Origin of the sequence: Nostoc cf. commune SO-36 (genome assembly GCF_023734775.1) — a bacterium.
Taxonomy (GTDB): Bacteria; Cyanobacteriota; Cyanobacteriia; order Cyanobacteriales; family Nostocaceae; genus Nostoc; species Nostoc commune_A.
In genome coordinates, this window is record NZ_AP025732.1 from 2,302,067 (window position 1) to 2,328,214 (window position 26,148).

Here is a 26,148-nt window from a genome sequence, read left to right on the forward strand (position 1 = left end):
TTTAGATGATGCCTAATTGCCGCTCGCATTACCTGTGTTGTGTTGTCATATATTTCGGAACACCCTAGCTTCTATTGGCTAGAGTTGCATATCGTTCCGATTGCAAAATTGAAGTACGACTAAAAAATTGGTAAACATGGGAAAGATTGACATTATATTCCTGAACTTCATTATTGTGTTTATTTTTGCCGACTTATTATTAGTTTCAAATCTTAGGTGAAGTGATGATTTTGAAATGTAGCAGTAAATACGGTATTTTAATTTAAAAAAATTCGATTTGATTGTACGTTTAACTATGTCTACCTACTTAAATTCTAAGTTACGATGCAATCTGAAGATTAAATAACTCTTAAATCGTGTAAAAAGGTACTCTTGTATCTTGCTTAAGTCTGATATCTTCCTGGAACAGCTTTGTTATTTTCAGGTAGATTGATGAGTCGAGTTAATGGATTTTTAGGGCGACGTAATTTCTTAAAATTTGCCAGTGTAGTAGGTATTGCAGCTACTGCTTTTGGTGATAGCTTTTGGAATACAGAGCAAACTGCTGTTGCTGATATTCATCCAGACAACCCAAATCCAGTTAGTTCTAATGAAGCTATCAGACGCTTACTCGATGGTAATCAAAGATTTATCGAGCAAAAACGTAAATATCCCGATCAATCACTAGAACGTTTACGATTAGTTGCTAAAGCTCAGTATCCTTTTGCCGCCATATTGGGCTGTGCAGATTCTAGAGTACCTGCGGAAATCGTCTTCGATCAAGGGCTGGGAGATTTATTTGTCGTGCGAGTTGCGGGTAATGTCGTCAGTGACACGGTTATAGGTAGTCTGGAATATTCTACAGCAGTATTAGGTTCGCAGCTGATTATGGTTTTGGGTCATAGAAGATGCGGTGCAGTAGCAGAAGCAATCAAAAACGAACCACTTCCTGGCAGAATTGGTTTAATTATTGAGGGTATTAAACCATCTGTCGAAAAGGTAAAGTTTAGAACAGGTGATAATATGCAAGATGCAGTTATTGCTAACATTCAGTATCAGACTGAAAAATTGCAAGAAAGCTCAACTATTTTAGCTAAATTGCTCCGTGAAGGTAAACTAAAAATTGTTGGTGCTTGTTACGATATTGATACTGGTAAAATCAACATTATTAATTAAAAACTTTACACATTTTAGACGTAAAATTATTAGTTTAATGATGTTCAAAAAAATATTCTTTATAAAAAAGATTAATTAAATTCATTGCTCTACTTGAAAAATCTTTTTTATACCACTTTACAAAATATCAGTTGCATATATATTAGATATCTAGTGAAATTAAATATGTGTTATCCAGAACCCTTCTAGAGATATAGCAGTACTATGTCTATACATTGTGGGGTCGTACAGTTGTCATTGGTGTCAACTTAAGCCAAAACTCTTTTAAAATCTCGTTTCCAGCCAGAGGCTGGAAATGCTCTTCAATTGTGGCTCTGCCGCCACTCAAGAGGTGGAACCTCAACGACGGGCATTCCCAGTCTCCGACTGGGAACGAGATAACAAGATAATCTGCTAAAAGCTTTTTCTCGACTGGCTTTAAGCTTAAGTTGACACTAATGTACAGTTGTACACTCCTACAGCCGATTCATTTATTGCAAAAACTTTTGAAAATGGTATTGGCGATGCTTGGGTTGGGCTATGCCAATTTAAGCTCACGAAAATTCAGCAAAACACAGTTAAAGCTTGTAACAAATAAACCCAGCAGGGGCCATATAACAAGGCTGCCTGCCAGGAAGGTATAGTTTATTCTGGCCATGTTTGATTAGGTTAGCGCTTATTCGTAAAAAATAATTGCGTATCCCTAGATACAATAACTAAATACTTTGGAAAACACAGTTAAGAAAAGTTGCTAAATAGGTTAATTTCCAATTAAAACCAATAATTTCTTGAATTGGGAGATGAAGAACAAGGGGAATAACCATGCCCCATACCCAATGCCCCATAATATAAGAAAGCGCTTCACACTTCTTAAATAATCAGCTTTATTAGAACAATGGCGAGAGACTTGCGGGGATTCATTAAAATTTTGGAAGAAAGAGGACAATTACGGCGAATTTCAGCTTTAGTTGACCCAGATTTGGAAATTGCTGAGATTTCCAACCGGATGCTGCAAAAAGGTGGGCCAGGGTTGTTGTTTGAAAACGTCAAAGGCGCTTCCTTTCCGGTGGCAGTGAATTTGATGGGAACTGTGGAAAGGATTTGCTGGGCAATGAATATGCAGCATCCAGAGGAGTTGGAAACTCTGGGGAAAAAACTGAGTATGCTGCAACAGCCAAAACCGCCGAAGAAGATTTCCCAGGCGATAGATTTTGGGAAAGTGTTGTTTGATGTGGTGAAGGCGAAACCAGGACGGGACTTTTTCCCCGCTTGCCAACAAGTTGTGCTTCAAGGTAATGATTTAGATTTACATAAGTTGCCGTTGATACGTCCTTATATTGGTGATGCTGGCAAGATTATCACCCTAGGATTGGTAATCACCAAAGATTGTGAGACGGGTACACCAAATGTAGGAGTGTATCGCTTGCAACTACAATCTAAAAATACGATGACAGTTCACTGGTTATCAGTGCGGGGTGGGGCGAGGCATTTGCGAAAAGCGGCCGAACGTGGGAAGAAATTAGAAGTTGCGATCGCACTTGGTGTAGATCCTCTAATTATCATGGCAGCGGCCACACCCATCCCTGTAGATTTATCGGAATGGCTGTTTGCTGGATTATACGGCGGTTCAGGTGTGCAGTTAGCGAAGTGTAAAACTGTCGATTTAGAAGTTCCCGCAGATTCCGAATTTGTTTTGGAAGGCACGATTACACCAGGGGAAGTTTTACCAGATGGGCCTTTTGGCGACCACATGGGTTATTACGGCGGTGTGGAAGATTCGCCCTTGGTACGCTTTGAGTGTATGACGCACCGGAAAAATCCGATTTACTTAACAACATTTAGCGGTCGTCCACCGAAAGAAGAAGCGATGATGGCGATCGCACTAAATCGCATCTATACTCCTATACTGCGGCAACAAGTATCAGAAATTGTCGATTTCTTTCTACCAATGGAAGCTTTGAGTTACAAAGCGGCGATTATTTCCATTGATAAAGCATATCCGGGACAAGCGCGACGGGCAGCTTTAGCATTTTGGAGTGCTTTACCACAATTTACATACACAAAATTTGTAATTGTGGTGGATAAAGACATAAATATTCGCGATCCGCGTCAAGTAGTGTGGGCAATTAGTTCCAAAGTTGACCCTGTGCGGGATGTCTTTATTTTGCCAAATACACCTTTTGATACGTTGGATTTTGCCAGTGAAAAAATTGGCTTAGGTGGACGTATGGGAATTGATGCAACTACAAAGATTCCGCCGGAAACAGATCATGAATGGGGTTCGCCTTTAGAATCTGACCCAGATGTGGCGGCGATGGTAGAAAGACGATGGGCGGAGTATGGTTTAGCAGAGTTGCAGTTAGGAGAAGTAGACCCGAATTTGTTTGGCTATGATATGAGGTAACACGTTAAAGAATATTTGGGCGACTAGAAATACGTTTAGGTTAAGCATTCTTTCTTCTATTTGCGTCCAACTCTTACGAACCGCATTCGCGTTAGCGTCTCCCCTTGGGAGAAGGACACAAAGAACGAAAAGAACGCGTTCACACAGCGTCTCGCAGAGAAGTTAAGAGTTAGAGAATAGAAATTTAAAGGTGATTTACCCATCATAATTTGATGGGACAGACCACTAGCTCAATGAAGAGACAGGGAAATGCCCCTTTTCCTATTTTTCAATTCCTATTTTTCTGAAAAACTCTGCGTCTGCGCCCATTTTCAATCATGGGTTTTCGCAACGGTACTACCTCAGCTTCACTACTCTCGCGTGCTACCCGAATCAGCAACCCAGCAGCGATTAAGCTAGCAATCATTGAATTACCACCATAACTAAACATAGGCAAAGGTAAGCCTGTAGTTGGTAAAGAACCCGTAGCAACACCGATGTGGAGCAACGATTGTCCTACCATCAAAATCGTCACGCCGATCGCTACCAATCGCTGTACTATATTTTTAGCCTTCAGCGCCACAATTAATCCGAGAGTGGTAAATGTAGCTAAAAGTGCTAACAGCACCATGCTGCCAACAAAGCCAAACTCTTCAGCGAACACCGCAAAAATAAAATCGGTGTCCTGAATTGGTAAATAAAATAGCTTTTGTTGAGAAAGCCCAAATCCAGCTCCCCAAGTTTTGCCAGAACCCACAGCTAGTAGACTTTGCACTAACTGGTAGCCATCTCCTGTAGCATCCGCCCAGGGATTGAGGAATGACATCACCCGCTTACGCTGATACTCTTTGATGCTAATACTGAGTACTGCCAACATCACTCCACCAATTGCTGTTCCTCCCAGATACTTGTAAGGTAAACCAGCTGCTAGAGCAATTAGCCAAATAGTCATGCCGCAAAGTCCTGTTGTACTCAAGTTAGGTTGGGCAAGAATTCCTAAAAGTACCAAACCGAAAATACCCAACCAAGACAAACGAACCCGCCAACTGATTCGTTCCCATTGACCAAAAGCCGCGCACTTTGCAGCACTAAAAAGGGTTTAATTAATTCTGAAGGTTGAATCGGAATTGGCCCGATCGCAATCCAACGCGCTGCATCAAAAGCCTTTTTTCCCAATCCTGGGATCAGTGTGACAAAAATTAACGCCAAAAATAGCAACAAAAACCAATGGGCTAGTCCCAAAATTTTCTGCAATGGTAAATTAACAATAATATTGAATCCGATTAAGGAAACTAAGACCCAAAGCAGTTGACGTTTAAAGTAGTACAAACCATCATCATGACGAGCATCAGCGACGGGATAGGATGCTGAAAATAGCATGATCAAGCCGATGAACAGCCAAATCAACGTTAACCAGCGCAACAGCCGCGCTTCTAAGGCCCAGTTGGAGACTGAACTATCAAAAATTGGAATCAGGCGGCGTAGATTCACGAGTAGTACAGGTAAAAAGTTAAAAATTAGGAGTTAGAAATAAAACTCATAAATCATAACTTATAACTCATAAGTAGGCTTTACAACCATAAATCTTAAAGCTGTAAACTTTGCTACAGTGCTTTTTAACCCACATTCCGCACCTACAACTGTCACACCTGAAAGAAACGGATATATTTTAGTACAAAAGTTGATGACTCTCAAAGGCACAAATAGCACTAACTTGATTATTGACAACTAAAGTTACTCCAAAAATCGATTCAGGTAGGAGAAAGTTATTCGTTGACCGTCTATGCCACTTCCAATGGGATCACGGGAATAACTTCGACTTTCAATGCTACTACTAAGATTGGCTCAATTACCAGTGGCACGAGACTGATTAGCTATAAAAATATCGAACAATTAAATATCTCAGGGACAAGCTACAATGATTCCATTGTGGGAAACAATGGTAATGATACCCTCTATGGAGGGCATGGTACTGATACCCTCAGAGGTGGTAGTGGCGATGATATCCTCACAGGTGGTAATGGTAACGATCGCCTTTATGGAGGAGGTGGTACTGATACCTTTGCTTTCAATAGTCCTAATGAAGGCATAGATACTATTTATGACTTCAACCCAACTAATGAACTGATTCGGGTGTCACCTGGCTACTATAATTTTGGTGGTGGCTTATCAGTGGGTGTACTTTCAGCTAGTCAGTTTACCATTGGAGCATCTGCAACCACGAGCGCTCAAAGATTCATTTATAACTCCACTACAGGTGCATTGTTCTTTGACCAAGATGGCAGTACAACTGACTTCAATCAAGTACAATTTGCTGTACTTACTGCTGGATTGTCATTAACCAACAACAATTTTGTGGTTGGTTACAACTATTAGAGTCCCATCACTGGGCGGCAGAGGACAAGAATAAATTTTGACAATGCGGGTTATTGAAAATGATACCTCGCATTTAATTGTTTTAAATATTTATGACCAATTGCGATCGCTACCCTGCAATAAGTGTAGTATCTTATACTCAGTAAATAGTTGAACTCAGGATTGCCATAGTTAAGAGCGATCACTCTAAAATTGACTTAAAATATTTATTTAATTAAACTTAGTGATTTCACGTAATTAACTACTTGTTTGTCCATAGATAGGGGAATTTCAATCCAGAACTCAGTTCCTTGTCCAGGTTCTGATACACATCTTAATGTTCCCCCATGTTTTTCAACTACAATCTGATAGCTAATTGATAAACCCAATCCTGTACCCTTACCGACTGGCTTAGTTGTGAAAAATGGATCAAACAGTCGTTCCTTAACTGCTTCTGTTATTCCAGAACCATTATCAGCAATTCGGATTACACAGTTCGTTTCGATGATTTCCGTAGTAATTGTAATTTTATTAGGATTAGCATGAATTTCTGCGATCGCGCGTTTATGATCATAATTATCAAGCGCGTCGATTGCATTACTGAGAATATTCATGAATACTTGATTGAGTTGACCAGCGTAGCAATCTACTAAAGGTAAATCTCCATAATTTTTTACTACTTTGATCCTAGGATGATCGACACTATCCTTGAAGCGACTCTGTAAAATCAGCAAAGTACTATCCAGCCCTTGGTGAATATCAACTCTTTTCTTCTCAGCTTCATCAAGACGAGAGAAATTCCGCAGAGACAAGACAATTTCAGAAATCCGTTCGGCTCCTACTTGCATCGAACTTAGGATTTTTGGCAAATCATCTAATAAAAAATCTAACTCAATTTTCTCAGTGTATTCTTGAATTTCTGGCACAGGATTGGCATACAATTTCTGGTAAAGATGCACAAGGTTCAGCAAACACTGCGTATAATCCTTTGCATATTTCAAATTTCCATAAATGAAGTTAACAGGATTGTTAATTTCGTGAGCAACTCCTGCAACTAACTGCCCCAAACTGGACATTTTCTCAGCCTGGACTAATTGAGCTTGAGTTTGCTGTAGCTCCCGGAGGGATTTTTCCAATTTTTTAGACTGAGCCTCAGCAATTTCCGCTAAATTCTCCTTGATTTGTAGCGCACTCCGTAGTTGCGCCCTTTGTTGTTGCAGTTCACTTGTTAACTTTTTGGCATCAGCCAAAGCAGTATTCTGAGCTTGTAGGAGAAACAGGAAATCAACAATAGGGTCGTGAATTGCAAAGTCTTTGAGTTTAATACCCAGAGGAGCGAGGCTAGTTGTATCTGTAATCCAGGGAGAACCTAAAAAAAATATCACCTCCTCCTCTGGTTGATACATCATTTGACCCTTGAGATGCATTCCATTGTGGAGAAACTCTAATATAAACAGGGCACGAGACTGTTTACTAATAGCATCAAAATCGACCAAAATTTTTGGACGATTGATTTGGAAATGCTGCTCAATCAATTTACCAACTAATGGTTCAGGACAAATGCGCCCAAAAACATCACCAGCTTGTACAATTTCCCGATTACGGCTAAAGGCAAAGTGGAAGGGAAAAGCTTTCGCCAGTAACTCTGGCGAAAGTGTAAGGTGAGGAGGAGCCATGCTACTGCACTCAATTTGGTTTATAAATCACTAAAAATTCATCATGTTCAGCACCCTCATCTCGACTTTGGGTTTGGGTAACATGAACTTCTGTATCAAACCTGTTTCCCAATCCCTTGACTAGTCCAAGAATCATTGGCGTTAGTCCTTCTCTATCAGAGCGATAATGTAAGCTCAGAGAATTTTCCTCCATATCAGTACACTCAAATGATGGGGGTTGGAGTTTGGGAAAACTAACTCCTACACGAGCATGAAGATTATCAAGGTTTTCTAAAAACTCAGGGAGTTCATCTCCACTCATATCCATCAATTCGCCATAGCCTTCTTCGGATGTGTACTGAACCCAGAATTCCCCAAAGGCTTGCATAATCTCATTGGCAGATAAACTGAGAATGATACTGGCAGCTTTTACCAGATTGTGGGTGATGTCATCGGGATAGCCTTCCATACTAAGGAAAACATCTACATCCACCTCTGCTTTGTGCTTGATCTTTTTCCAAGTATCTTCGCCAAAGCGACTACACACCATGTCTTGAATCGCCTTGTTCACTAATCCGTACATGGAAGCCTCCTCTTGCTGCACCTAATTTTACTTTGTGAATTTGTCCAAAACCCGACAACTAATTTCTGAAAAGGCTTATTTAAATAGGAAACTTTTCTGTAATCAAATCTTAAAATTTTTTATTAATTACAGCTTTAAAATCGAACAAAATAGGGAAAACTGTTCGCATTTTAATGCTACAAATACTCATTATTACAACCGTATTTTCACTTATTCGTTTTACCCAGCTAGTTTTGAGGGTTCGTAGTAAGCACTTTAATGGTTAAAAAATAAGGACATACGCAAACGATAATTGAAACCCTGATTTTATGGCAGGGACAATTCATGAATTGCCCCCATCGCATGTAGTTTTACGTAAGTCCGAAAAATAAGGACTAAATTCCTGACTACAAACTTGCTTACCCATCAATTTAAGCTTGACAGACTAACTACAGCGATTCATCAAAAGGCAGCCATGAATCAGGATACAAGCTATAGTTAGAGATTTGACGCTGAATACCGTTAAAAAATTGAAGCCGGGCATCCATAGCTTCTGCAATAGCCAGCTTTATTTTGATATCTTCTTCATTCTTGGTAATCTGAGGTTCTATCACTGCTGCTAGCTTCGCTGCATGACTATCATCCACATCAATATGGACTTCAAAAAAGATCAACGATTCTTTTGGTAAAGGAGTAGCGCCAACAATTCCTTTGTATAGTTGCGTGTACAGCGAGCTAACAATTCCTTCGGAAGCATAACAGACCGCACCGAGTGCAGCTAAATAACCGTACTTATGTGGCATCTGCAAGTAGGTTTCAATAAGGGCGCGGGTTTCCGGTGCTGTGGGTAATGCTGACAGAGTTTCGTCGTGGATGCCCAGTGCGCGGGTAAATTGACGAAACAATTCTGGGTGGGACTGAGTTATATTTCCCTGTCCCATTTCGTCAAATAGGTTTTTCTAAAATGACTAGCTGACTACTTTCATCTTGGCAGCAAGACAAGATGCTAGCCAAAAATCCGATTAAACTCTTTGGAGAATTTGTACATCTGGACAGCTAGTACCTGTACGTCTGGTAAAAATAAATTTCCAGCCCGACAGCGAGTTAAGAACTCATGATTCCATAGAGGATGATTAACTGTTATTTCACGGAAAGAATTTCTAACTAAAGAAGGTGTCCTGTATCATCGTGATATTTGTAGGGCTAGATGGAGGGGTTGGTCAAATAAGGGGCTAAAAAATGATTCATCTATTGCGATATGTTCTGGAGTCACACGCAATTCCTGTAAGGTTGGCATCGTATTGAAGCCAGCAATTTTAAGAGCATTAAAGTAATCTTCAGGAGTTTTGTGAATCAATTGCACATTTAGCCAAGAGCCATCTCGTTTCCAAATACGGCCAGGAAACTGCTGATCTCGCTTGCTGAAGTAGCCTCCACCCTCAACTTGAAAATAAAACGGATATGCTGCCTCCCGCATATATGGAAAAGATGGATGGGGAACGCTAAATACAAATCGACCGCCTGGACGAAGAATACGTGCAACTTCTGCCATGCATTCTTGGGTCTGAGCAATTGTTAAATAGTTAAATAAAAATACTGCAACAACTAAGTCAATTTCACCATCATCAAAGTGCTTAAGATTGGTAGCACATCCTACTTCATAGCTAATACCTAACGCATCTTCTATTTCTTGCAATTTTGCTGCTGCAACCATGCCTTGGGAAAGGTCTATTCCATGTACCCATGCAGCACCACGTCGGCTTAATTCTCGGCTGCAATAACCTTCACCGCAACCTATATCAAGTACTCGTAACCCAGCAACAGGCTCACAAAGCTCTAGTACAAAAGGGCGGGCTGTAAAGTCTGATAGGGAAGTAGGTTCTCCTCTAATCCACTCTGATGCTGTGCGATTGTATAAGTTTTTCGTTGAGTTTTTGTGATTCACATTTAACATTTGTAAGTGTTAATTTCTATTGTATTTATGCTTACCTGAATCAATTTAGTCCGATAGAGTGAAATAGTGGATGTATATGTTTTAACAATTAATATATTCTGTTGATAATGTTGATTATACCGATTTTAGCTTGCTTGCTATTTTTGAGTCTAAGATTTATATCTTTCAAGGAAAAACTACCCTAAGTATTATTATCTTGTTAGTTTTTTTAAAATATAAACAGCTAAACTATATTTAACTTCATGAACTTAACTTGTTACTTAGTTGATAGCAATTTTATATATAGACAGTTCGTTTTTTAAGCTCCAACTTCATCTTTGCTTTACTAATAAAGTTAAAATTAACTCTTTTAATAAAGATAACCAAGATAAATAAAACAGTATATTTTACGAAGTATAAAGAGAAAAATATTGTTAATTTGTAATAGCTAGATTCGTTTTAAAAACGAAATGGCTTTGGATACATGAGTTATTTAGCTAATTTAGAATAACGTTGGAAGACATGATGTTAGAAGAATTATTAGGAGAATCACCAGTGCGCGATCGCTTACAATATGAGCGTGCGATTGCATTTTCTGAGCTTGGCGATCGCCTCTTTGATGAGCTTGCTGATAAAATTGCTACAAAGCGACAGTACCGACTACTGTTTGAACACACATTAAAGCCTGAGTTATTTCAGCAAATCCGAATTGCTGCTGCGGGTTATATTTCAGCGTGTCTGAATAGTCCCATCATTCTTTCGGAAGCTGAAATGCTTGAACGGCTACTGGAAGCAAGAAGTACTTTGCCGAACTATACCGGCACTGGTCTTTTAATGCCCAAGCGAGAACACATTTTGGCATTTAACCTCTTTCAAAAGAGCGTCGCAGAAGCTTTCTACGAACTAGGAGCAAATGACCTGATTGATGCAGTGGATTTACCGGTCAATCTCCGCATGGTCTACGGCAAAACTGACGCCAAGAAGTTGGGTTTACCCTTCGCTAGCTCAAAGTGCCATAGCGATGTCTGGGCAGGTGTTGCTGCTGATGCAACTGTAGTGGTTCTACCATTATTTGGTGACATCGATAATATCACTATCGAAGCAGGTGAAATGCCCCGCGAAATGGAATTACAGTCTATGCAAGTGATGTCAGACTTCGATGAAGGTTGGGATATTCCAATGGTTGTCTCCTACACAGAAGCACAACTACAACACGGCACAATGTACTTTAATGATGCCCGTGGATTGCATCAAACAGTAAGAAGGAAAACTGAAGGTCTAAGAATTTCAGTAGATTTCCGGTTCCGCAGAAAATTCAATGAAGCTTATCGGGCAATGGTCGCACCTAATATTGGTGGTATTGAAGAAGATATGAGCGTGCCTTATGAAGACTGGCTGAAGGTTGGTAAGGAAAGGTTAATTGTGTTTGATGAAACTGTTGAACAGGCTAAGAATAAACAGAATGCTGACGCTCCAGTTCCGCTATATACTCGTGGGTATCGCCTTTTAAATATGTTTAATTTTTGATTTGCAAAAATCCTAACTATAAAAAAGAGGTCTTTCTCGACCTCTTAGCAATTCTCTAAAATAATGTTTTATCTACAGCAATTATGACACCCAGTATTAGCACCTTGCTTACCAGTTGCTAGTTTCCACCTTGATGATTGTGCCGCCTGCTTTTTGAATGCGTTGCTGTTCACGGAACCAGTTCTCATAGGGAACTAACTTAGTAAAGTAAGTATTTTGGAGTTCGCGTTGGGTACGAATTCGGGTTTGGCTTGGAACTAGAGCAGTAATTTTAAACAAACGGGACATAATTTTGAAAATCTCCTGTATACCTTGTGAAAACTTTTTTATCTCAAAATCTTGAGTGCAAATCTTTTAATCATTCAAAGGCTGGAAATCAAACATCAATACTAGACCACCAAACACTCATCACTGATAATTAACCAAAGATAAGCAATATAACGTTCTAGCACTCACGGCTGATTTCCAGACCTTAATAAAGCCGCACTTAAATTCTTAAACGCAAACTAGTTCTTAGCTTAAGCCAGAGGAGATATAGTCTAAGTAAACGCCCATTTCCTTACCAGCATCAGAACCTACCAAACTGGCGGTTACTTCTTTGATGGCTTGGATAGCTTGCACGGTAGCACCAACGGGAACTCCTAAAGAGTTGTAGGTTTCCTTCAAGCCATTTAGTACACGCTCATCCAGAATGGAAGGATCGCCAGCCAACATTGCATAGGTGGCATAGCGGAGGTAGTAGTCCAAATCGCGGATACAAGCAGCATAGCGGCGAGTGGTGTACATGTTACCACCGGGACGGGTGATGTCAGAGTACAGCAAAGATTTTGCTACAGCTTCTTTGACGATCGCAGCAGCGTTAGCGCTGATGGTGCTAGCAGCACGTACCCGCAGTTCGCCAGTAGCAAAGTAGCCTTTTAGCTTTTCTAAAGCAGAAGAGTCGAGGTATTTACCTTGAACATCTGCGGAGTTAATGACAGCGGTAATTGCGTCTTGAGCCATGTTGTTAATTCCTTATTTCCAACCGTATTGCAATACTTCTGTTTCAGTAGGTAAACAGGTTTACCCTATCCTAGAAGAGCGCCAACTAGGTAGTCGAAGTAGCCACCAGCTTCACTAGCGTCATCACCAGAGAGCAATGTTGCAGCTGCCATTCTTCATTCCACGGATACCTTCAGCAACACCATCGATAGGAGTTCCTAAGGACTTGTACATTTCACGGACACCGATAACACCAATTTCTTCGATGGGGGTTACATCACCAGCAACGATACCGTAGGTAACGAGGCGGAGGTAGTAATCTAGGTCACGCAGACAAGTAGCAGTCAATTCTTGACCGTAAGCGTTTCCACCAGGAGACACAACATCAGGACGCTTTTGGAACAGTTGATCGCCAGCTTGCTTAACGAGCCGTTCGCGATTTTCTGTCAAAACTTGAGCAATCCGCAGACGGCGCTCACCACTTCCAACAAAGGATTTGATCCGATCTAACTCACCAGGGCTGAGATAGCGGGCTTCTGCATCAGCATTCACGATAGCTTTCGTGACAATACTCATTAATGGATTCCTCCAATACGAATGAAACCAGGATTTGATTAAACTGGTGCGACTTTAAATTTGGTTTACTGAGTTTGTTTTCTCGTCCTTTAAGACACAACAGTTTAATAACTGCTACGGCTAATAAATTACGAGTTTGCTTGAGCCATATTAAGTACGCAAGCTTTGAAACTCAGTTACCTTACGCAAAACATTTTCCGGCATTCTGTTGAGCATTTATGACTGCTCTTAATACTTTGTAATATTGCTTTTCAGAATTTACTCTTTCAGCAGCAATCTGAGAGCGTTATTACGAAAGGTTACAAAGGTTATAGGGGAGGGGTTATAGGGGACAGGGGACAGTAAATAATCTGTACCCTATTCCCTATTCCCTATTCCCTATTCCCTATTGGGAAGCGGTTGTAAGGTACAACATCTTCACCGAAGTAGCGGCCATATTCTGGACTTTCGACTATTGCTTCTACAGCAGATGACAACCGCTATCGGTTAGCACCTTGTTGTACTGGCTAATTTCTTCCTGATTTGCGGGTGTACGCCCCAAGAGGTGGCGGAAGAGTAACTCAACCACCTTGGCATGAGGATAAGGTGACAAGAAGCGCTGGCGATAGATTTGGGAACTGGCTAGTTCACGCACAAACTCCCGCACGGAAATTTCACCGTTCTGGAGCTTGCCCTCTAGGTCAGTACGGCGGAAATTATCAGGCACTTCACCGCTAAATACATCCAACACTTGACAGTAAATGGCGTTGATTGCTTGTTCTTTTTCGGCTTGGCTGGTGCTTTCCGTTAGACGGTAAATGCGTGCATATTTACGCACACCCTGTTCCACGGTTTGTCCGCTACCATCGTTGTAGGAACGACCCAGTTCAGCAAATGAGAGCTTACCGTTTGTTTGCGCTGCAATATCTGCGATCGCTTGGGTCAAAAGCGGAGTATCGTTGCTAACTCCTACACGCGGTTGCACTGGCTTAAAGCTCGGTACAACTACGTCATCGTTTTGCTTGGTAAGCTGGTTGTACAGCTTCTCCGTATTCGGGAAGTTTGCCGCAGGTAGGGTCGGGAAGCGACGGTAAGGCACCGTATCTTCACCAAATACCTTGTTATATTCCACACTATTTACCAAAGCAGCAATAAAGGCACGAATACCTTGAGTAGCCAAAATTTGGTTATACTTGCGGATTTCTGCCTGGTCTAATGGCGCACGTCCCAAGAAGTGTTTGGTTCCCAACTCAATCACCTTGGTGTTCGGGTAAGGTGTGTAGAACTCTTTCAGGTAGAGGTTAGAGTAACCCAAACCTTCAATAAATTCCTTCACACTAATTTCGCCATTCCCCAGCTTGCTTTCCCATTTTGTAAATTCGTTTTTGGCGATATAGGGTGCAATATCCCGCTCAAAAATTTGACGATATGCAGCACTAATCAACGTTTGCACTGCAACTTTGTCACTCGTATTCGCCACCAACTTAAAGATTTTGGTTTGTTCGCGTTGCTTGCTGACACCTTGGTTAACGCGGAACTGAACATCTGGTTCTGACCGTTTTTCTGTGACTGTACCCAGTGTCACAAAGCTTGGCGTTACTTCCTTCTGAACTTTCGCCGCAACATCTTCACGAATGCTACCAACGCGCAATTGCCGCCCTGATACACCACCAGGAGTCAGATACCGTTCGTAAGGAATTGTATCTTCACCAAATGCTTCAGTGTATTCTACGCTGTCAATAATGGCATCAACCACCGCATAAAAGCCTTTTTTGGCAGCGATGTCAAAGTACTTGTTGAGTTCTTGACGACCATAAGTCGGACGACCCAACAAGCGGCGGTGAATATACTCGATCGCTTTACAAACATAGAGCGATGTCCAGTACAGATTGCGGAATACATCCGACTTAGCCAAAGCACGGATAAACTCCCGTACAGAGATGTCGCCGTTTTCTAGCTTTATTTCCAATACCTTTGGGCGCTGACCTTCGTAAAGATCGCGACCGAAAACTTGCAGGTAAGCTGCTTTAATGAATGCTTGCGTCGAGCTTTCGGAGAATCTGACGCTAGAATTTTTGGCAGCCTTTTTACCTCTAGTACCAGGTAGTTGATCTAACTTGAACACCTTAGGCCCAAGAGTACCAGGAGCTTCACCCCGCGCTCTGGGATTACTATTTTGGTTATTAATCCCTGCCCCTTGGTGAATCAGGATGCGTTTGGTATCCTTGCCAAAAGGAGCCGGATTGGTGCTGGGGTTGCGAGTTTCTTTCGGGAAAATCGCCCCAAACTGAATTTCCAAGGGGTCATTACCAGAACCGTAAGGATGTTGGTCTGGTAGTGGTTGTTCGTAAGCCGCAAATGTGGTTATAAACTGAGGTATCTTGCGGAAAGGCGCACTGTAGTTAAACAGGTCTTGCTGCGGCCCCCAGTTACGACATTCTTGTGCTTCTTGACCAAGACCCCGGAGGTAAGGTACTGTTTCTTCGCCAAAATAGTCGCTGTATTCAGCAGAATCTACTAAGGCATCTACTAAGGCTGGCAAACCACCGTTAGAAACAATCGAGAAGTATTTTTGTACTTCTTCGCGGCTACTTGGGCCCCGTCCCAGAATGTGACGGAAAGCTAGTTCAATGACTCGGCTGTTAATAAAAGGCTGGTAAAACTGTTTTTGGTAAAGGGGAGATTTAGCTAGACGACGAACAAACTCCTTCATGGAGATGTCGCCATTTTTCACCTTGGATTCTATGTCAGATATGGACAAGCTATAAGCACGGGTAATATCGCGCTCAAAAATTTGTCGATATGCAGCCTTGATTACTTCATTTTTTTCGCTACTTGACAACCCAGTTTTCATCACAAACTTGGGACGGCGTTCTGCTGCATTAAAGTAAATTTGCGGCAGTTCCAACCCTTGCTGGTCGCTAGAGGGGCGTTGACGAACTTTATTTGAAGGTGTGGCTGCTTTGAATTCTGTTAACAAAACATCCATGTACTGAGACACGATTTCTGTAGCCTCAGCATCTTTGCGGAAAAAGGAAAGTGACCCAGCTTTGATTTCCTGTAAAGCTACCAGCGTTGCTTCACCAGAGCAGGCATTTTCAATTATTTCCCGCAAACCCCGTGTGTTCACCGCTATGATGTTGGGGTCGCCAGCAACGATCGCATAAGTAGCGTAGCGCAAGAACCAGGATAAATCCCGCAAGCTCTTGGCCATGTTACCTGGGCCATATCGAGCAATGTTAATTGGTCTGAAACCCGGAGGTGTCGGGCCACTGGGGGATGAGTTAAATATTGATCGTAAATTTTCTAAGAACCCACCACGACTTTCAACGTAGGTTACAGTTCCCAGTTGCATCCCTTGCTGAACATTAGCACCAGCGCTAACAGGTACTATTTCTACTTCTCTGGGCTTTTCTAAAAAAGCCATTGGCGAACCACCGACAAAAATCCGGTTGGCAGCGCGAGATACAATAATCTCGGCATTATCCGTCAGCGTCTGAGAAATTTCTAGACGCTTTGCACCAGATGCAAAATAGCTTGCCAGTTCATTTAATTCACCACTTCCCAAAAAGCGGTCTTGCTGCTCGGCTTGGGTAATTGTCGCTACAGCTAGGGTTTGATATAGTTGCGGACGCGCAACTGAGCTTCCACCACTTGCCTTAACACTCATCGGATTTGTAAAACTCCCATCATAATCATTTATGTGTTAAGTCTGGGTCGCTTTGAGGCTTGACACATCGGTGCGTCTGTGCTTTATCAGCTTGAGAGTAGCGCCTGCAAAACTGCCAGTAAATTAACCCGGTTAGCTTTTAGATTAGAACGTTTTGCGTTCTCAAAGCTGGTTTATTAAGAACTATGTAGAACCGTAGCTTAGATACATCCACTCTCAAGAGTACATACTCTTGTTTGGCTGAGACAAAATCTAAGTTTTGTAACTACGAAGTAGGTTCGGCATGGTCTACATGATGCCGGAAGCCTCTATTTTGATGTTTGTGGCTGTGTACACCCTACGATTATTACAACTTATACAAAATTTTAGTTGAAATCAAATTGCCTACGGCAATGTCGGTGGACAGTAGTCATTAGTCGATGTTAAGTTGTTTTTGCTACTAACAGCTAAATACTCATAAATAACGCCAACGGGAAATAATTCTTAAATTCCGTTGAATTAAGCTTTAGCTATCAACATTTTATCTAGGGAAAATACTATGAGCAAAAGTTGTAAATTTAACTATTTATTCAATGCTACACTGTCTGCGATCGCAGTTATTTTAGCTGTCACTCCTGCAAATGCGCTTCCGGAGCAAAATATCAGTACTGTTGTTAAGTGGGCAAAGACCAGACCTTTACTACCAACTCTGAGATACAACAGCGAAGCCCACGGCTATGAGGGTACAAAGGGAAATTTATACTTCTATGCTGATGTCACTTCTCAAAATGGAACAGTGAATAAAGAAGGCATAACCGTTAGTGGTGATAAACGCCTCAAATTCACCACAAAAAATGCCAATGCAGTGAAATTGTTACAAAATATTTATAATTCTAATATTGCCAATGACTTCCAGAAGTCCCGATATATCAGCAAAGTTGGACGTGACCAGTATTATCGCGGACAAAAGTTTGCTTACATCGCTGCTGAAGTGCAGGGTGGCTCATCATTGCAGATAATTCCCTTGAATAAGTTGCAAGAGTTTATAGATAATGCTAAATATTGCCAAACCAATCAATGCGACGTTTAACTAATTCGTAATTCGTAATTTTAAAAGCTGTTTGGATTAGTTAAAGCAAGGCGTAAACGCCACCCTTGAGATTGACGCTTACACCCAACAAATTTGGGCTTTATCTTCTTAAGTTGACACCAATGGGTGTACCTCACGTAAGCGAGAAACGCTATAACCCGGATTTCTCACCACACCTCTTAAAGCCTGTGCAAGTGCCGGGAAGAAGTAATAAGTAATAAGTAATGAGTAAGAAGTAAGAAGTTTTTACTCATTACTCATTACTCATTACTCATTACTTCTCTCTGCTCCATCAAACGCCTTGAGCTTGTGAGAAATGCGGGTATAAGTATTTTTTCTTTGGAAGTTCCTTATTCAACTACCTCATTCACAGGGAATCTATCAATCAACTGCATCGCCCGATAGGCATTACGCTGGAAAGAGTCTGGTAAATGGGGAACGTGGGGAATTTGCGATAATAAATCCAACGTCCGGCGTAAAATTCTCACCACATCGCCTTCATCCAAGGTAGTGTTCTCGCAGAGTTCTACCCATTCCATTCCCAGCGCCCATTGTTCCACTATGGCAATTAACTCAAATTCCAACCATATCGGCAGGGCTACGTTATACCGCCGTTGTACTTGGAACATTTGGCGGCGAATTCCCTGCAATTTTTTCAAGGCTTCTGCCACTTCACTACTAAGCTCAAAGTTAACCTTGCTATCTGGACGGGGTGTTTCCATCACCAAAGCCGCTGCTGCTGCTGCTAAATGATGCGGATCTAAGTTGCCCAATTCGCCACTAGCGAATACTAAACCTAGCCACAATTCATTCTCACCTCGAATGGCGGCAGCAATTCGCCCTAATACTGTAGGTACTAAGTTATCTAAACCGCCAAAGTGTTGCAGAATTGCGATTAAATTCAGAAACTCTTCCCAATGGCGTTGTGACTGTTGCTCTACTTGCCCTTGCACCTGTTCGAGTTCGGCTTCTAGTTCGACATAACGGGCCCGGCGCTTAAAAAGTGTTGCTGCATTGCCTGATTGATGTAGGGGATGAGCTTCTAATTGTTCTTGGACGGCGGTAGTGCGGCTGAGTTGTTCTGCGACTTCTGGTGCTAGATGCAATGATTCTATCGGATCAGGAATACGCACTGCGATCGCAAAGCTTTCTTCGTTACCACGGCGCGACTGTCCTGGTTTCAAGGGCATCTCTGGCGGTGGTAGTAAATCAGGTGGTACTTCAATTCGCGGTAGTTCGGCATATAAATCGACTACATCCCCTGTGGTTGCCACATACCAGCGATTATCACGCCCCAAGCATACCAAGTAGGGAGCTTGACCAGAACCAGGCGATTTTCCCACTAACACTGCGGTTACGGGTGAAGACACTGTGATATTTTTGCCCTTGAGACTCAATAGAGTTCCTGACACTGCAAAGCCCAACATCATCACCAATTCTTCTTGGCGATCTTCCTGTGCTTGCTCTTGCAAGGTTTTTAATATCTGGCGTTCGACTTTCAGGCGTTGCCGCAATTTTTCATAAAGAGCCAGTTCATTTTCATCAACTGCGGCGATTTGCTCATGAAGTTGAGCTAACTGTGTTTGCAGTTCCGCTATCTCATCGTATTCTGGCCGTAAATGCAAGGTGGCCATGTACTGCCCAAAACTGCGCTCTATCAGCTCCCTAGTTTGCTCTAGGGTGTGGGTTTGCAGTAAGTTAAGTACCATGCCATAACTAGGCGTAAATTGGCTTACAAGAGGATCTGGCTTGGATGTTCCCAAATACGCCGCTTCTTTGGCTCCTTCAAAGGGAGTTTGGACTGTCACGACATGACCTTGTTTATCCATCCCCCGCCGGCCTGCTCGTCCCGCCATTTGCAAGAATTCGGAAGCGTTCAATAGGCGGTGTCCGGTGTCGGTACGCTTTGAAAGGGTAGAAATTACCGTTGTCCGGGCGGGCATATTAATTCCCGCAGCTAATGTTTCGGTGGCGAATACTACTTTAATTAGCCCCTGCTGAAATAGTTCTTCTACCAGTGCTTTCCAAGCAGGCAAAATCCCAGCATGGTGAGCAGCAATTCCTCGGTACAAGGGTGCAATTTGCCCAGAACGCCCTGCTTCGGGATTACGGGCTAAAAAGTCATCAATTTGTTCGCGTAAAATTTGGGACTCTTCACTATTTACCAGCCATAAATCACCCACTTCCGCCACTGCTTTATCACATCCCCGGCGGCTGAAGATAAAGTAAATTGCTGGGAGCATATCCCGTTGCTCTAACTGGCTGAGGGTAAAAATTATGCCAGGAGCTTCCGGCCTACCATTTCTCCCTCTATCTCTTTCTCCCCCTTTCCCCTTTTTCTTCTGAAGGCGGGGGTTGATTTTGGTTTTACTGTCATTTAATAGGGGAAATAACCCTTTGGGATTACAAAAGTGAAATTCCAAGGGAACTGGGCGGAAATCGGAGTAAATCAGGTCTGTTGGCCCGTGAACGCGATTTAGCCAATCGGTGAGTTGATCGCTATTAGCAACCGTTGCTGAGAGGGCTGCCAGTTGCACTTCACGGGGGCAATAGATGATTGATTCTTCCCAAACAGTACCGCGCTGGCGATCGTTCATGTAGTGGCACTCATCAAGTATCACTGCTTCAACGTTTACCAATGAGATACCAATTTGCCCAATGGGTGTGCCATAGAGCATATTTCGGAAAATTTCCGTCGTCATCACCAAAATCGGTGCATCCCTGTTAATGGAAGCATCTCCAGTTAACAATCCGACTTGATCAAACCCAAATTTTTCTCGAAAGTCACGTAATTTTTGATTCGACAGCGCCTTTAGGGGAGTCGTGTAGAATACACGTTTTCCTCTCGCCAGGGCACGATAAATAGCGTATTCCCCGACTAATGTTTTGCCCGAACCTGTCGGCGCACATACGACTACGGAGCGCCCGGCGTTTAGGGACGCGATCGCTTCTTTTTGAAATTGATCCAGATCAAAGGGAAATATAGTCCCTAAGTCAAGTTCTGGAGACGGTGCAGGATAATTCACTCAATCACATTTGCAACCAGATTGTTTACTATACTAACGTTGTGTATTGGGCATTGGGCATTGGGAATGGGGCATTGGGCATTGGGCATTGGGCATTGGTAAATAAATTAATGTTCTTCCCCTACTTCCTCATCTCCCTCATCTTCCCATGCCCCATTCCCCATTCCCCATTCCCCCTTTTTATTTTCCCAGCTCTTGCGATCGCTCTGTGGCAGCTTTGACTGCTTCAATTAACGCGGAACGAAATCCTGCCTGTTCTAGCTTGGCAATTCCCGCAATGGTTGTACCACCGGGGCTGGTAACACGATCTTTGAGTTCTGCTGGGTGCATTTTGGTTTCTTGTAACAGTTTCGCTGTTCCCAGTACGGTTTGCAAGGCTAGTTGATTGGCAATTGCTCTAGGTAAACCTGCGGATACCCCGCCATCTGCCAGTGCTTCTACCATAAGCGCCACGTAAGCCGGGCCACTACCAGATAGCCCTGTAACTGCATCCATCAGCCCTTCTGACACTTCCACAACTTCGCCTACGGCAGAAAAAACTTGCTGTGCTATTTGGTGATGCTTGGCATTGGTATATGCACCTGAACAAATCGCGGTAACTCCTGCTCCCACAGTTGCTGGGGTGTTGGGCATTGCTCTAATCACTGGCAATTGCACAAATGCAGCTTCTAGCTGACTTAAAGGCACACCCGCCAATATGGAAATTATCAGGGGTGAATGTTCTCTATTAAGAATATCAATATCTGCTAATTCTTGAGCGATCGCACTAAATACCTGCGGTTTCACTGCCAAAAATAGAACTTCTTTTGCTTCGGTGAAAACCCGGCTATTATCTGTCGTTACAGCAACACCGTATTGCTGTTTTAAAAAATCTAAGCGGGAAGATAGCGGTTCGCTAACTATGACTTCTGATGATTGATAAATTCCACGCGCGATAAGGCGGGATAAGAGCGCTTCTCCCATTACCCCACCACCAATTAAGCCAAATTTTATAGTCATTAGTCATTAGTCATTGGTCATTAGTCATTAGTCGTTTGTCATTTGTCACTATGAGCAAAATCCAGGACAAATGACAAAGGACAAAGGACTAAATACTAATTTAACTTTATTGTGCCATCCGGTTAGTTTCGTTACCCCAGGTTGGATTTGGAGTACCTGTAGGACGAGAGGGGCGTGCTGGCGGTTGTGGTACTTCATGAAGAACGCCACCTTGGGTGCTAACTTGGACACAGCTTGGTGTAAACAAAAAGATGCTCTCACCGATGCGTTCTTGATGTCCATCTAGTGCGTAAGTACCACCTGCAACAAAATCTACTGCTCGTTGAGCTTGATCGGGATCCATGATTGTCAGATTTAATACCACTGACTTCCGTTCTCGCAGTGCTTGAATTGCCTGGGGCATTTCTTCAAAGGTGCGTGGTTCAAGTACTAAAACTTCCGAAATTCCGTTAATTGCTCCTGGCATACCAATCACATTCCCCATTGGCTTTTGACCTGCTGTCATATCATCTCCCATTGTAGGCACTGGTTCCCGCCAACGTCGATTTTGAGCGGCTGTACTCTCTTGCGGTGCTGGTTGGGGATTTTCTTGCTGATACAGATTTTGGTAATTATTATCTGTTTCTGGTTCTTCTTCGTAATACTCGTATTCTACTTGCTCATTTAGACCCACAAAGTCTCTGAGTTTGGAAAATATATTGTTCATTGTGTGTGTACTCTCCTGGTGCGAATAGCCTGTATTGACTTGGCTTAGGATTGATTGAACTAGGAGCGATGCCTAGGGTGGTAAACTACGCTACATCTGTGGATACTTCAGCAACTGTATTGCTATTTGTAGCCCATAGTATGGGTTTTGGCGATGAACTGACACTTATTGGAAAGGTCTGTGCATCGCCTAAACATAATAATGAGTCAAGATTATATCCTAAGGTTTATCCGAAGGAAACTTCTTTATACCCCATTTTGCCTTAGCGATTGCTCTTGTCAATACTATATCCTTTGTTTCGGATTGCACCAGTCTGTTACAAAATTCTTGTCATCAACCTTTCGCTTCTATTAATACTGACCTGCAAGGCTGATATTATTCGGCTAAGAGCGATCGCCAAACAATATTGTTCCTAATCGTACCATCGTCGCGCCTGCTTGCACTGCTAGTTCGTAGTCGCCTGACATACCCATAGATAAGTGTTGCATTTTAATGTGCGACCAATTTTGCTCCTGGATTTCTTTGGCTAGCTCACGATTGAGATTAAACACACTGAGAATTTCGGAATCATTTAATCCGGAAGGCGGAATTGTCATCAAACCTTGAATTTGTAAACTTTTGTATTGATTGAGTGTGGGTAAATCAGCCAAAAGCTCTGGCACACTCCAACCAGACTTGTTGGGATCGGGGAGAATTTTCACTTGCAGGCAAACGTGAGGACTCACTCCTAGCTGTTGCGCTAATTGATCTAAGCGCTGTGCTAGCTTCAAATTATCCACGGAGTGAATCCAAGGGAATTGTTCGATGGCTTTTTTGGCTTTATTGCCTTGCAAATGTCCAATAAAGTGCCAGGTAATATCCGGTAAGTCTTGCAACTCGGCTTGTTTGCTGGCGGCTTCTTGGATACGGCTCTCCCCAAAATCACGAATTCCTGCGGAGTATGCAGACCGAATGGCCTGGGCAGAAACTTGCTTGCTAACAGCAATCAATTTGACTGATGTCGGTAGTGAGGAGCGAATGGAAATAATACGTTCGGAAATCGAACTGCTCATTGGAAGGTGCGTTGAAAAACACTCTGAAGCTGATCGTACTCTTGAGGCTGTCCACTACGCCGCAGGGTACGTAAGCGATTTTCTAACATCATTCTAGCCTCAGTACGTCCTAGAGACTGGAATTTAACACCTTTAACGTCATTTGCCACCAAAAAAAATAAGCGCTGGGCATAAAGTGTGGTGAACAAATCCTGGTTCTCATCAACCATACAGATTTTGTAGAGTAAACCCCAAGTTGGATGGTTTATGTAAGTTTCTGCGTTTTCTGGATTCATTTAAGAGTCAAGGTGTAGTCAACGTGGGAGTATATATATCTTTTCGCAGTAAATTCCAAACATTCAGACGATAATACCAACATTCGTCAGAATATTTTCTTAAAATGCGAAACTGCGGTTACGAAGACCTTGATCTAATTCCTAATTGGCACATGAAGCTAGTGGTAGTGAAGCGAAATGGTGCAACAGAAGCCGCGAAGCATAGATTTAGAAAGTAGAGGCTGGTCGATAAACATCACCATCTGCTTTGGTGACTTAAATTTACTAATTTGTAGAGACAGGGCAGAAAATAGTCCTGCTCCTCTTGTTGGAGGTTCGACGTGCCAAGGAAAAACACCCTTTGAAATTCCCAATGGCAACAGCGAATTTTTCAACTTCTTTCCATACTGCCACAACTGTCGCTGAATGGCACAAAATTGTAGCTGACAAGTGAGTATTTAGGAATAATATTATTATCCTTCTATTGATTGGGTAGCTCCGGGACTAGGGACTGAGGACTGGGAAAGAGTCTTTTTGCCAATTTGGTTGGGGTTTGAATCCATATCAAAATTGTCCCAGCCCGTATTACCCATTTACCAGTTCAAGTTTCAATTAGAACAGCAGGTTTTTGATGAAGGGGCAAAACTGGCATATTTTAGCGATAAACTGCATAAAATTGAGCATGCACTGAAATCATGAAACTTATATAAATATACAGTTATTTGGCGGATGTAACTCAGGCTTTTCCCACCAGAAAACAAGGAAAATAGAGATATTCATTTAATTGGTGTTTGTTTATACTATTTCAAATTTTTGTAGTCGTTATACTCATGACTTAGGTTCTACCTGGGAATTAGGAAGTGGCTTTGCCACTTCTTTTTATTGATATGGTAGCCCAGTAGTTTTGTTAAACTTTTAACCTTTGTTAATTGTTATACCATTCCCCAAAATACTTGCTATATACACATTGGTAGGGGCGTACATCTGTACGCCCCTACAGCCGATTTATTTATTGCAAAGATTGTTGACAACGGGATGACTTCGTGTATGTTTAATTGACCAAGTAATTTGACGGAATTATGGTCATATAGACATCAAATTAGTCATTACTCATTTTATCTTGCCATCTCTCACGCTTGGGCTTGTTCTCCACATCGCGCGATCGCCCTTCTTGCCAAGTCCCCCACATTAGGGATTGCTGTTTTTCAACATGATTAATAAACTGCATGATTGAGTGATCTGCTTTGATAGGAGTTTTCAAATCAAACTGAATTGTTTGGACAACTTGGATATCACCCATGAGAAAGAACTTCCCTGCAATTTTAGTCAGCCATAGCACAATTCGATTGCATAACCAACCAAAAAATCCTTTACGCTTCTTAGTAATCAACAGAATTTGACCTTCAGCTTTTCCGCCTTCGTGGAGGCGAACTGCAAACATCGTATGGACATGGAAAAAATCGGGGCCAAGTGTCACAATGCCGATGCTACCGTACCAATAGCAAACACTATAAGTTATGGCATTTTTGTAGAAAATACGAATGAGCTTAATGAAAAATGAATTGTCTTTGATGGGTATAATATTACTGAAGATAACCGCATTTTCGTTCAATTCCTGTCTTTCAAAAATAATTTCTATTGGCAGTTTGTGAACTGCATTGAGGTGTTGAGCATCAATGGCATTAATCATCACCACGTTGGGGTGACAGTTCATCACAAAATGAGAATGGATAGCAACATCACACTCTTTGTCTTCCAACTCTGGAACAAAAGGTAAGGGTTGTTGTGGTATTTCTCCAGTCCAAACCCAAATCATGCCGTACTTTTCAGCAGTAGGCCAAGTTTGTAACTTTAAAGAAGGTGGTGTATCTAAACATGGGATATCAACACACATTCCTTCAGCATCAAACTTCCAGTGGTGGAAAAAACAACGTAGTGCATTACCTTCAACCTTGCCTTCAGCAAGGTGAGCGCCCATGTGTGGACAGTAGGCATCAAAGGTAACTAATCTTTTGTCTTTACCTCGGTAAATTACTAATTCTCTACCCAAAATCGTGACAGGCTTTACTTCACCCACCCGCAGATTTTGAGAGGGTATTACCCAATACCATCCCTCAGTAAAACGCTCTGGATTATTGAAAATTTTAGTTTTACGGTTTGAGCTATAAGTCTGCGAGTTGAGATTCATTTTTATGGTTTCACTTGAAGTGAAGCAGTTGATCTAGAAGTAACATGGGAACTCAAAAAAAACAGTTACTTTCAGTACTATGAGAACTAACTAAATAAT

At 42.1% G+C, this 26,148-nt stretch carries 18 protein-coding genes and 4 pseudogenes; 7 read left to right on the top strand and 15 right to left on the bottom strand.

Features of this window, described 5'->3' with window-relative positions:
- Positions 1-432 precede the first annotated feature (432 nt).
- Both ANSO36C_RS10105 and ANSO36C_RS10110 read left to right on the top strand, forming a co-directional pair.
- Positions 433-1,155, top strand: coding sequence for a carbonic anhydrase (locus ANSO36C_RS10105; protein WP_251959419.1), 723 nt, complete (start codon positions 433-435; stop codon positions 1,153-1,155).
- Between the two features lie 874 nt (positions 1,156-2,029).
- Positions 2,030-3,538, top strand: a complete 1,509-nt coding sequence (locus tag ANSO36C_RS10110) for a UbiD family decarboxylase (protein ID WP_251959420.1) — start codon at positions 2,030-2,032, stop codon at positions 3,536-3,538.
- Positions 3,539-3,806: 268 nt separating this feature from the next.
- Here ANSO36C_RS10110 and ANSO36C_RS10115 read toward each other — a convergent pair.
- Positions 3,807-5,008, bottom strand: a pseudogene (locus ANSO36C_RS10115) (FtsW/RodA/SpoVE family cell cycle protein).
- A 282-nt stretch (positions 5,009-5,290) separates the two neighbouring features.
- Between ANSO36C_RS10115 and ANSO36C_RS34195 the strand changes: the two are divergent.
- Positions 5,291-5,893 (top strand): calcium-binding protein, encoded by a 603-nt coding sequence (locus ANSO36C_RS34195; protein ID WP_323374579.1) that lies wholly within the window; start codon positions 5,291-5,293, stop codon positions 5,891-5,893.
- A 206-nt stretch (positions 5,894-6,099) separates the two neighbouring features.
- Here the strand turns inward: ANSO36C_RS34195 and ANSO36C_RS10125 are convergent, their stop codons facing one another.
- The 4 genes from ANSO36C_RS10125 to ANSO36C_RS10140 form a co-directional block, all read right to left on the bottom strand.
- On the bottom strand, positions 6,100-7,548 hold the full coding sequence (locus ANSO36C_RS10125; RefSeq protein ID WP_251959421.1) for a sensor histidine kinase: 1,449 nt from the start codon (positions 7,546-7,548) through the stop codon (positions 6,100-6,102).
- Positions 7,549-7,558: 10 nt separating this feature from the next.
- The gene (locus ANSO36C_RS10130) at positions 7,559-8,110 is read right to left on the bottom strand and encodes a heme NO-binding domain-containing protein (RefSeq protein ID WP_251959422.1); all 552 of its coding nucleotides are present in this window, start codon (positions 8,108-8,110) and stop codon (positions 7,559-7,561) included.
- Between the two features lie 428 nt (positions 8,111-8,538).
- Positions 8,539-9,030 (bottom strand): TenA family transcriptional regulator, encoded by a 492-nt coding sequence (locus ANSO36C_RS10135; protein WP_251959423.1) that lies wholly within the window; start codon positions 9,028-9,030, stop codon positions 8,539-8,541.
- A gap of 242 nt (positions 9,031-9,272) precedes the next feature.
- Positions 9,273-10,043 carry a class I SAM-dependent methyltransferase gene (locus tag ANSO36C_RS10140; RefSeq protein WP_251959424.1) on the bottom strand — a complete coding sequence of 257 codons (771 nt, stop codon included), beginning with the start codon at positions 10,041-10,043 and terminating at the stop codon, positions 9,273-9,275.
- A gap of 501 nt (positions 10,044-10,544) precedes the next feature.
- On the opposite strand from ANSO36C_RS10140, the gene ANSO36C_RS10145 reads away from it, so the two are divergent.
- Complete coding sequence (locus ANSO36C_RS10145) at positions 10,545-11,549, top strand: hypothetical protein (RefSeq protein WP_251959425.1); 1,005 nt, start codon at positions 10,545-10,547, stop codon at positions 11,547-11,549.
- A 68-nt stretch (positions 11,550-11,617) separates the two neighbouring features.
- Here the strand turns inward: ANSO36C_RS10145 and ANSO36C_RS10150 are convergent.
- The 4 genes and pseudogenes from ANSO36C_RS10150 to ANSO36C_RS10165 all read right to left on the bottom strand — a co-directional run.
- A pseudogene (locus ANSO36C_RS10150) lies at positions 11,618-11,837 on the bottom strand (phycobilisome linker polypeptide).
- A gap of 225 nt (positions 11,838-12,062) precedes the next feature.
- Positions 12,063-12,551 carry an allophycocyanin subunit beta gene (gene apcB, locus ANSO36C_RS10155; RefSeq protein WP_069068902.1) on the bottom strand — a complete coding sequence of 163 codons (489 nt, stop codon included), beginning with the start codon at positions 12,549-12,551 and terminating at the stop codon, positions 12,063-12,065.
- Between the two features lie 65 nt (positions 12,552-12,616).
- Positions 12,617-13,106: pseudogene (apcA, locus tag ANSO36C_RS10160) on the bottom strand (allophycocyanin subunit alpha).
- Between the two features lie 389 nt (positions 13,107-13,495).
- Positions 13,496-16,755: pseudogene (locus tag ANSO36C_RS10165) on the bottom strand (phycobilisome rod-core linker polypeptide); the annotation flags it as partial.
- A gap of 538 nt (positions 16,756-17,293) precedes the next feature.
- Between ANSO36C_RS10165 and ANSO36C_RS10170 the strand changes: the two are divergent.
- Positions 17,294-17,824 carry a hypothetical protein gene (locus tag ANSO36C_RS10170; protein WP_251959426.1) on the top strand — a complete coding sequence of 177 codons (531 nt, stop codon included), beginning with the start codon at positions 17,294-17,296 and terminating at the stop codon, positions 17,822-17,824.
- A 350-nt stretch (positions 17,825-18,174) separates the two neighbouring features.
- Here the strand turns inward: ANSO36C_RS10170 and ANSO36C_RS10175 are convergent, their stop codons facing one another.
- The 3 genes from ANSO36C_RS10175 to ANSO36C_RS10185 form a co-directional block, all read right to left on the bottom strand.
- A complete protein-coding gene (locus ANSO36C_RS10175; RefSeq protein ID WP_251959427.1) occupies positions 18,175-20,850 on the bottom strand; it encodes a DEAD/DEAH box helicase in 2,676 nt (891 codons plus the stop codon).
- A 180-nt stretch (positions 20,851-21,030) separates the two neighbouring features.
- The gene (proC, locus tag ANSO36C_RS10180; RefSeq protein ID WP_251959428.1) at positions 21,031-21,849 is read right to left on the bottom strand and encodes a pyrroline-5-carboxylate reductase; all 819 of its coding nucleotides are present in this window, start codon (positions 21,847-21,849) and stop codon (positions 21,031-21,033) included.
- 106 nt (positions 21,850-21,955) lie between these two features.
- Positions 21,956-22,555 (bottom strand): cell division protein SepF, encoded by a 600-nt coding sequence (locus ANSO36C_RS10185; RefSeq protein WP_251959429.1) that lies wholly within the window; start codon positions 22,553-22,555, stop codon positions 21,956-21,958.
- Between the two features lie 68 nt (positions 22,556-22,623).
- On the opposite strand from ANSO36C_RS10185, the gene ANSO36C_RS10190 reads away from it, so the two are divergent.
- Entirely contained in the window at positions 22,624-22,821 is a 198-nt protein-coding gene (locus ANSO36C_RS10190; protein WP_251959430.1) for a hypothetical protein, read from the top strand.
- 117 nt (positions 22,822-22,938) lie between these two features.
- On the opposite strand, the gene ANSO36C_RS10195 is transcribed toward ANSO36C_RS10190, so the two are convergent.
- Positions 22,939-23,607 (bottom strand): YggS family pyridoxal phosphate-dependent enzyme, encoded by a 669-nt coding sequence (locus ANSO36C_RS10195; protein ID WP_251959431.1) that lies wholly within the window; start codon positions 23,605-23,607, stop codon positions 22,939-22,941.
- A complete protein-coding gene (pipX, locus tag ANSO36C_RS10200) occupies positions 23,604-23,882 on the bottom strand; it encodes a transcriptional coactivator PipX (protein ID WP_190940950.1) in 279 nt (92 codons plus the stop codon). The genes ANSO36C_RS10195 and pipX overlap by 4 nt, the downstream gene beginning before the upstream one ends.
- A gap of 177 nt (positions 23,883-24,059) precedes the next feature.
- Between pipX and ANSO36C_RS10205 the strand changes: the two genes are divergently transcribed.
- The gene (locus ANSO36C_RS10205) at positions 24,060-24,287 is read left to right on the top strand and encodes a hypothetical protein (RefSeq protein ID WP_251959432.1); all 228 of its coding nucleotides are present in this window, start codon (positions 24,060-24,062) and stop codon (positions 24,285-24,287) included.
- Positions 24,288-24,960: 673 nt separating this feature from the next.
- On the opposite strand, the gene ANSO36C_RS10210 is transcribed toward ANSO36C_RS10205, so the two are convergent.
- Positions 24,961-26,049, bottom strand: a complete 1,089-nt coding sequence (locus ANSO36C_RS10210; RefSeq protein WP_251959433.1) for an aromatic ring-hydroxylating dioxygenase subunit alpha — start codon at positions 26,047-26,049, stop codon at positions 24,961-24,963.
- Between the last annotated feature and the right edge of the window lie 99 nt (positions 26,050-26,148).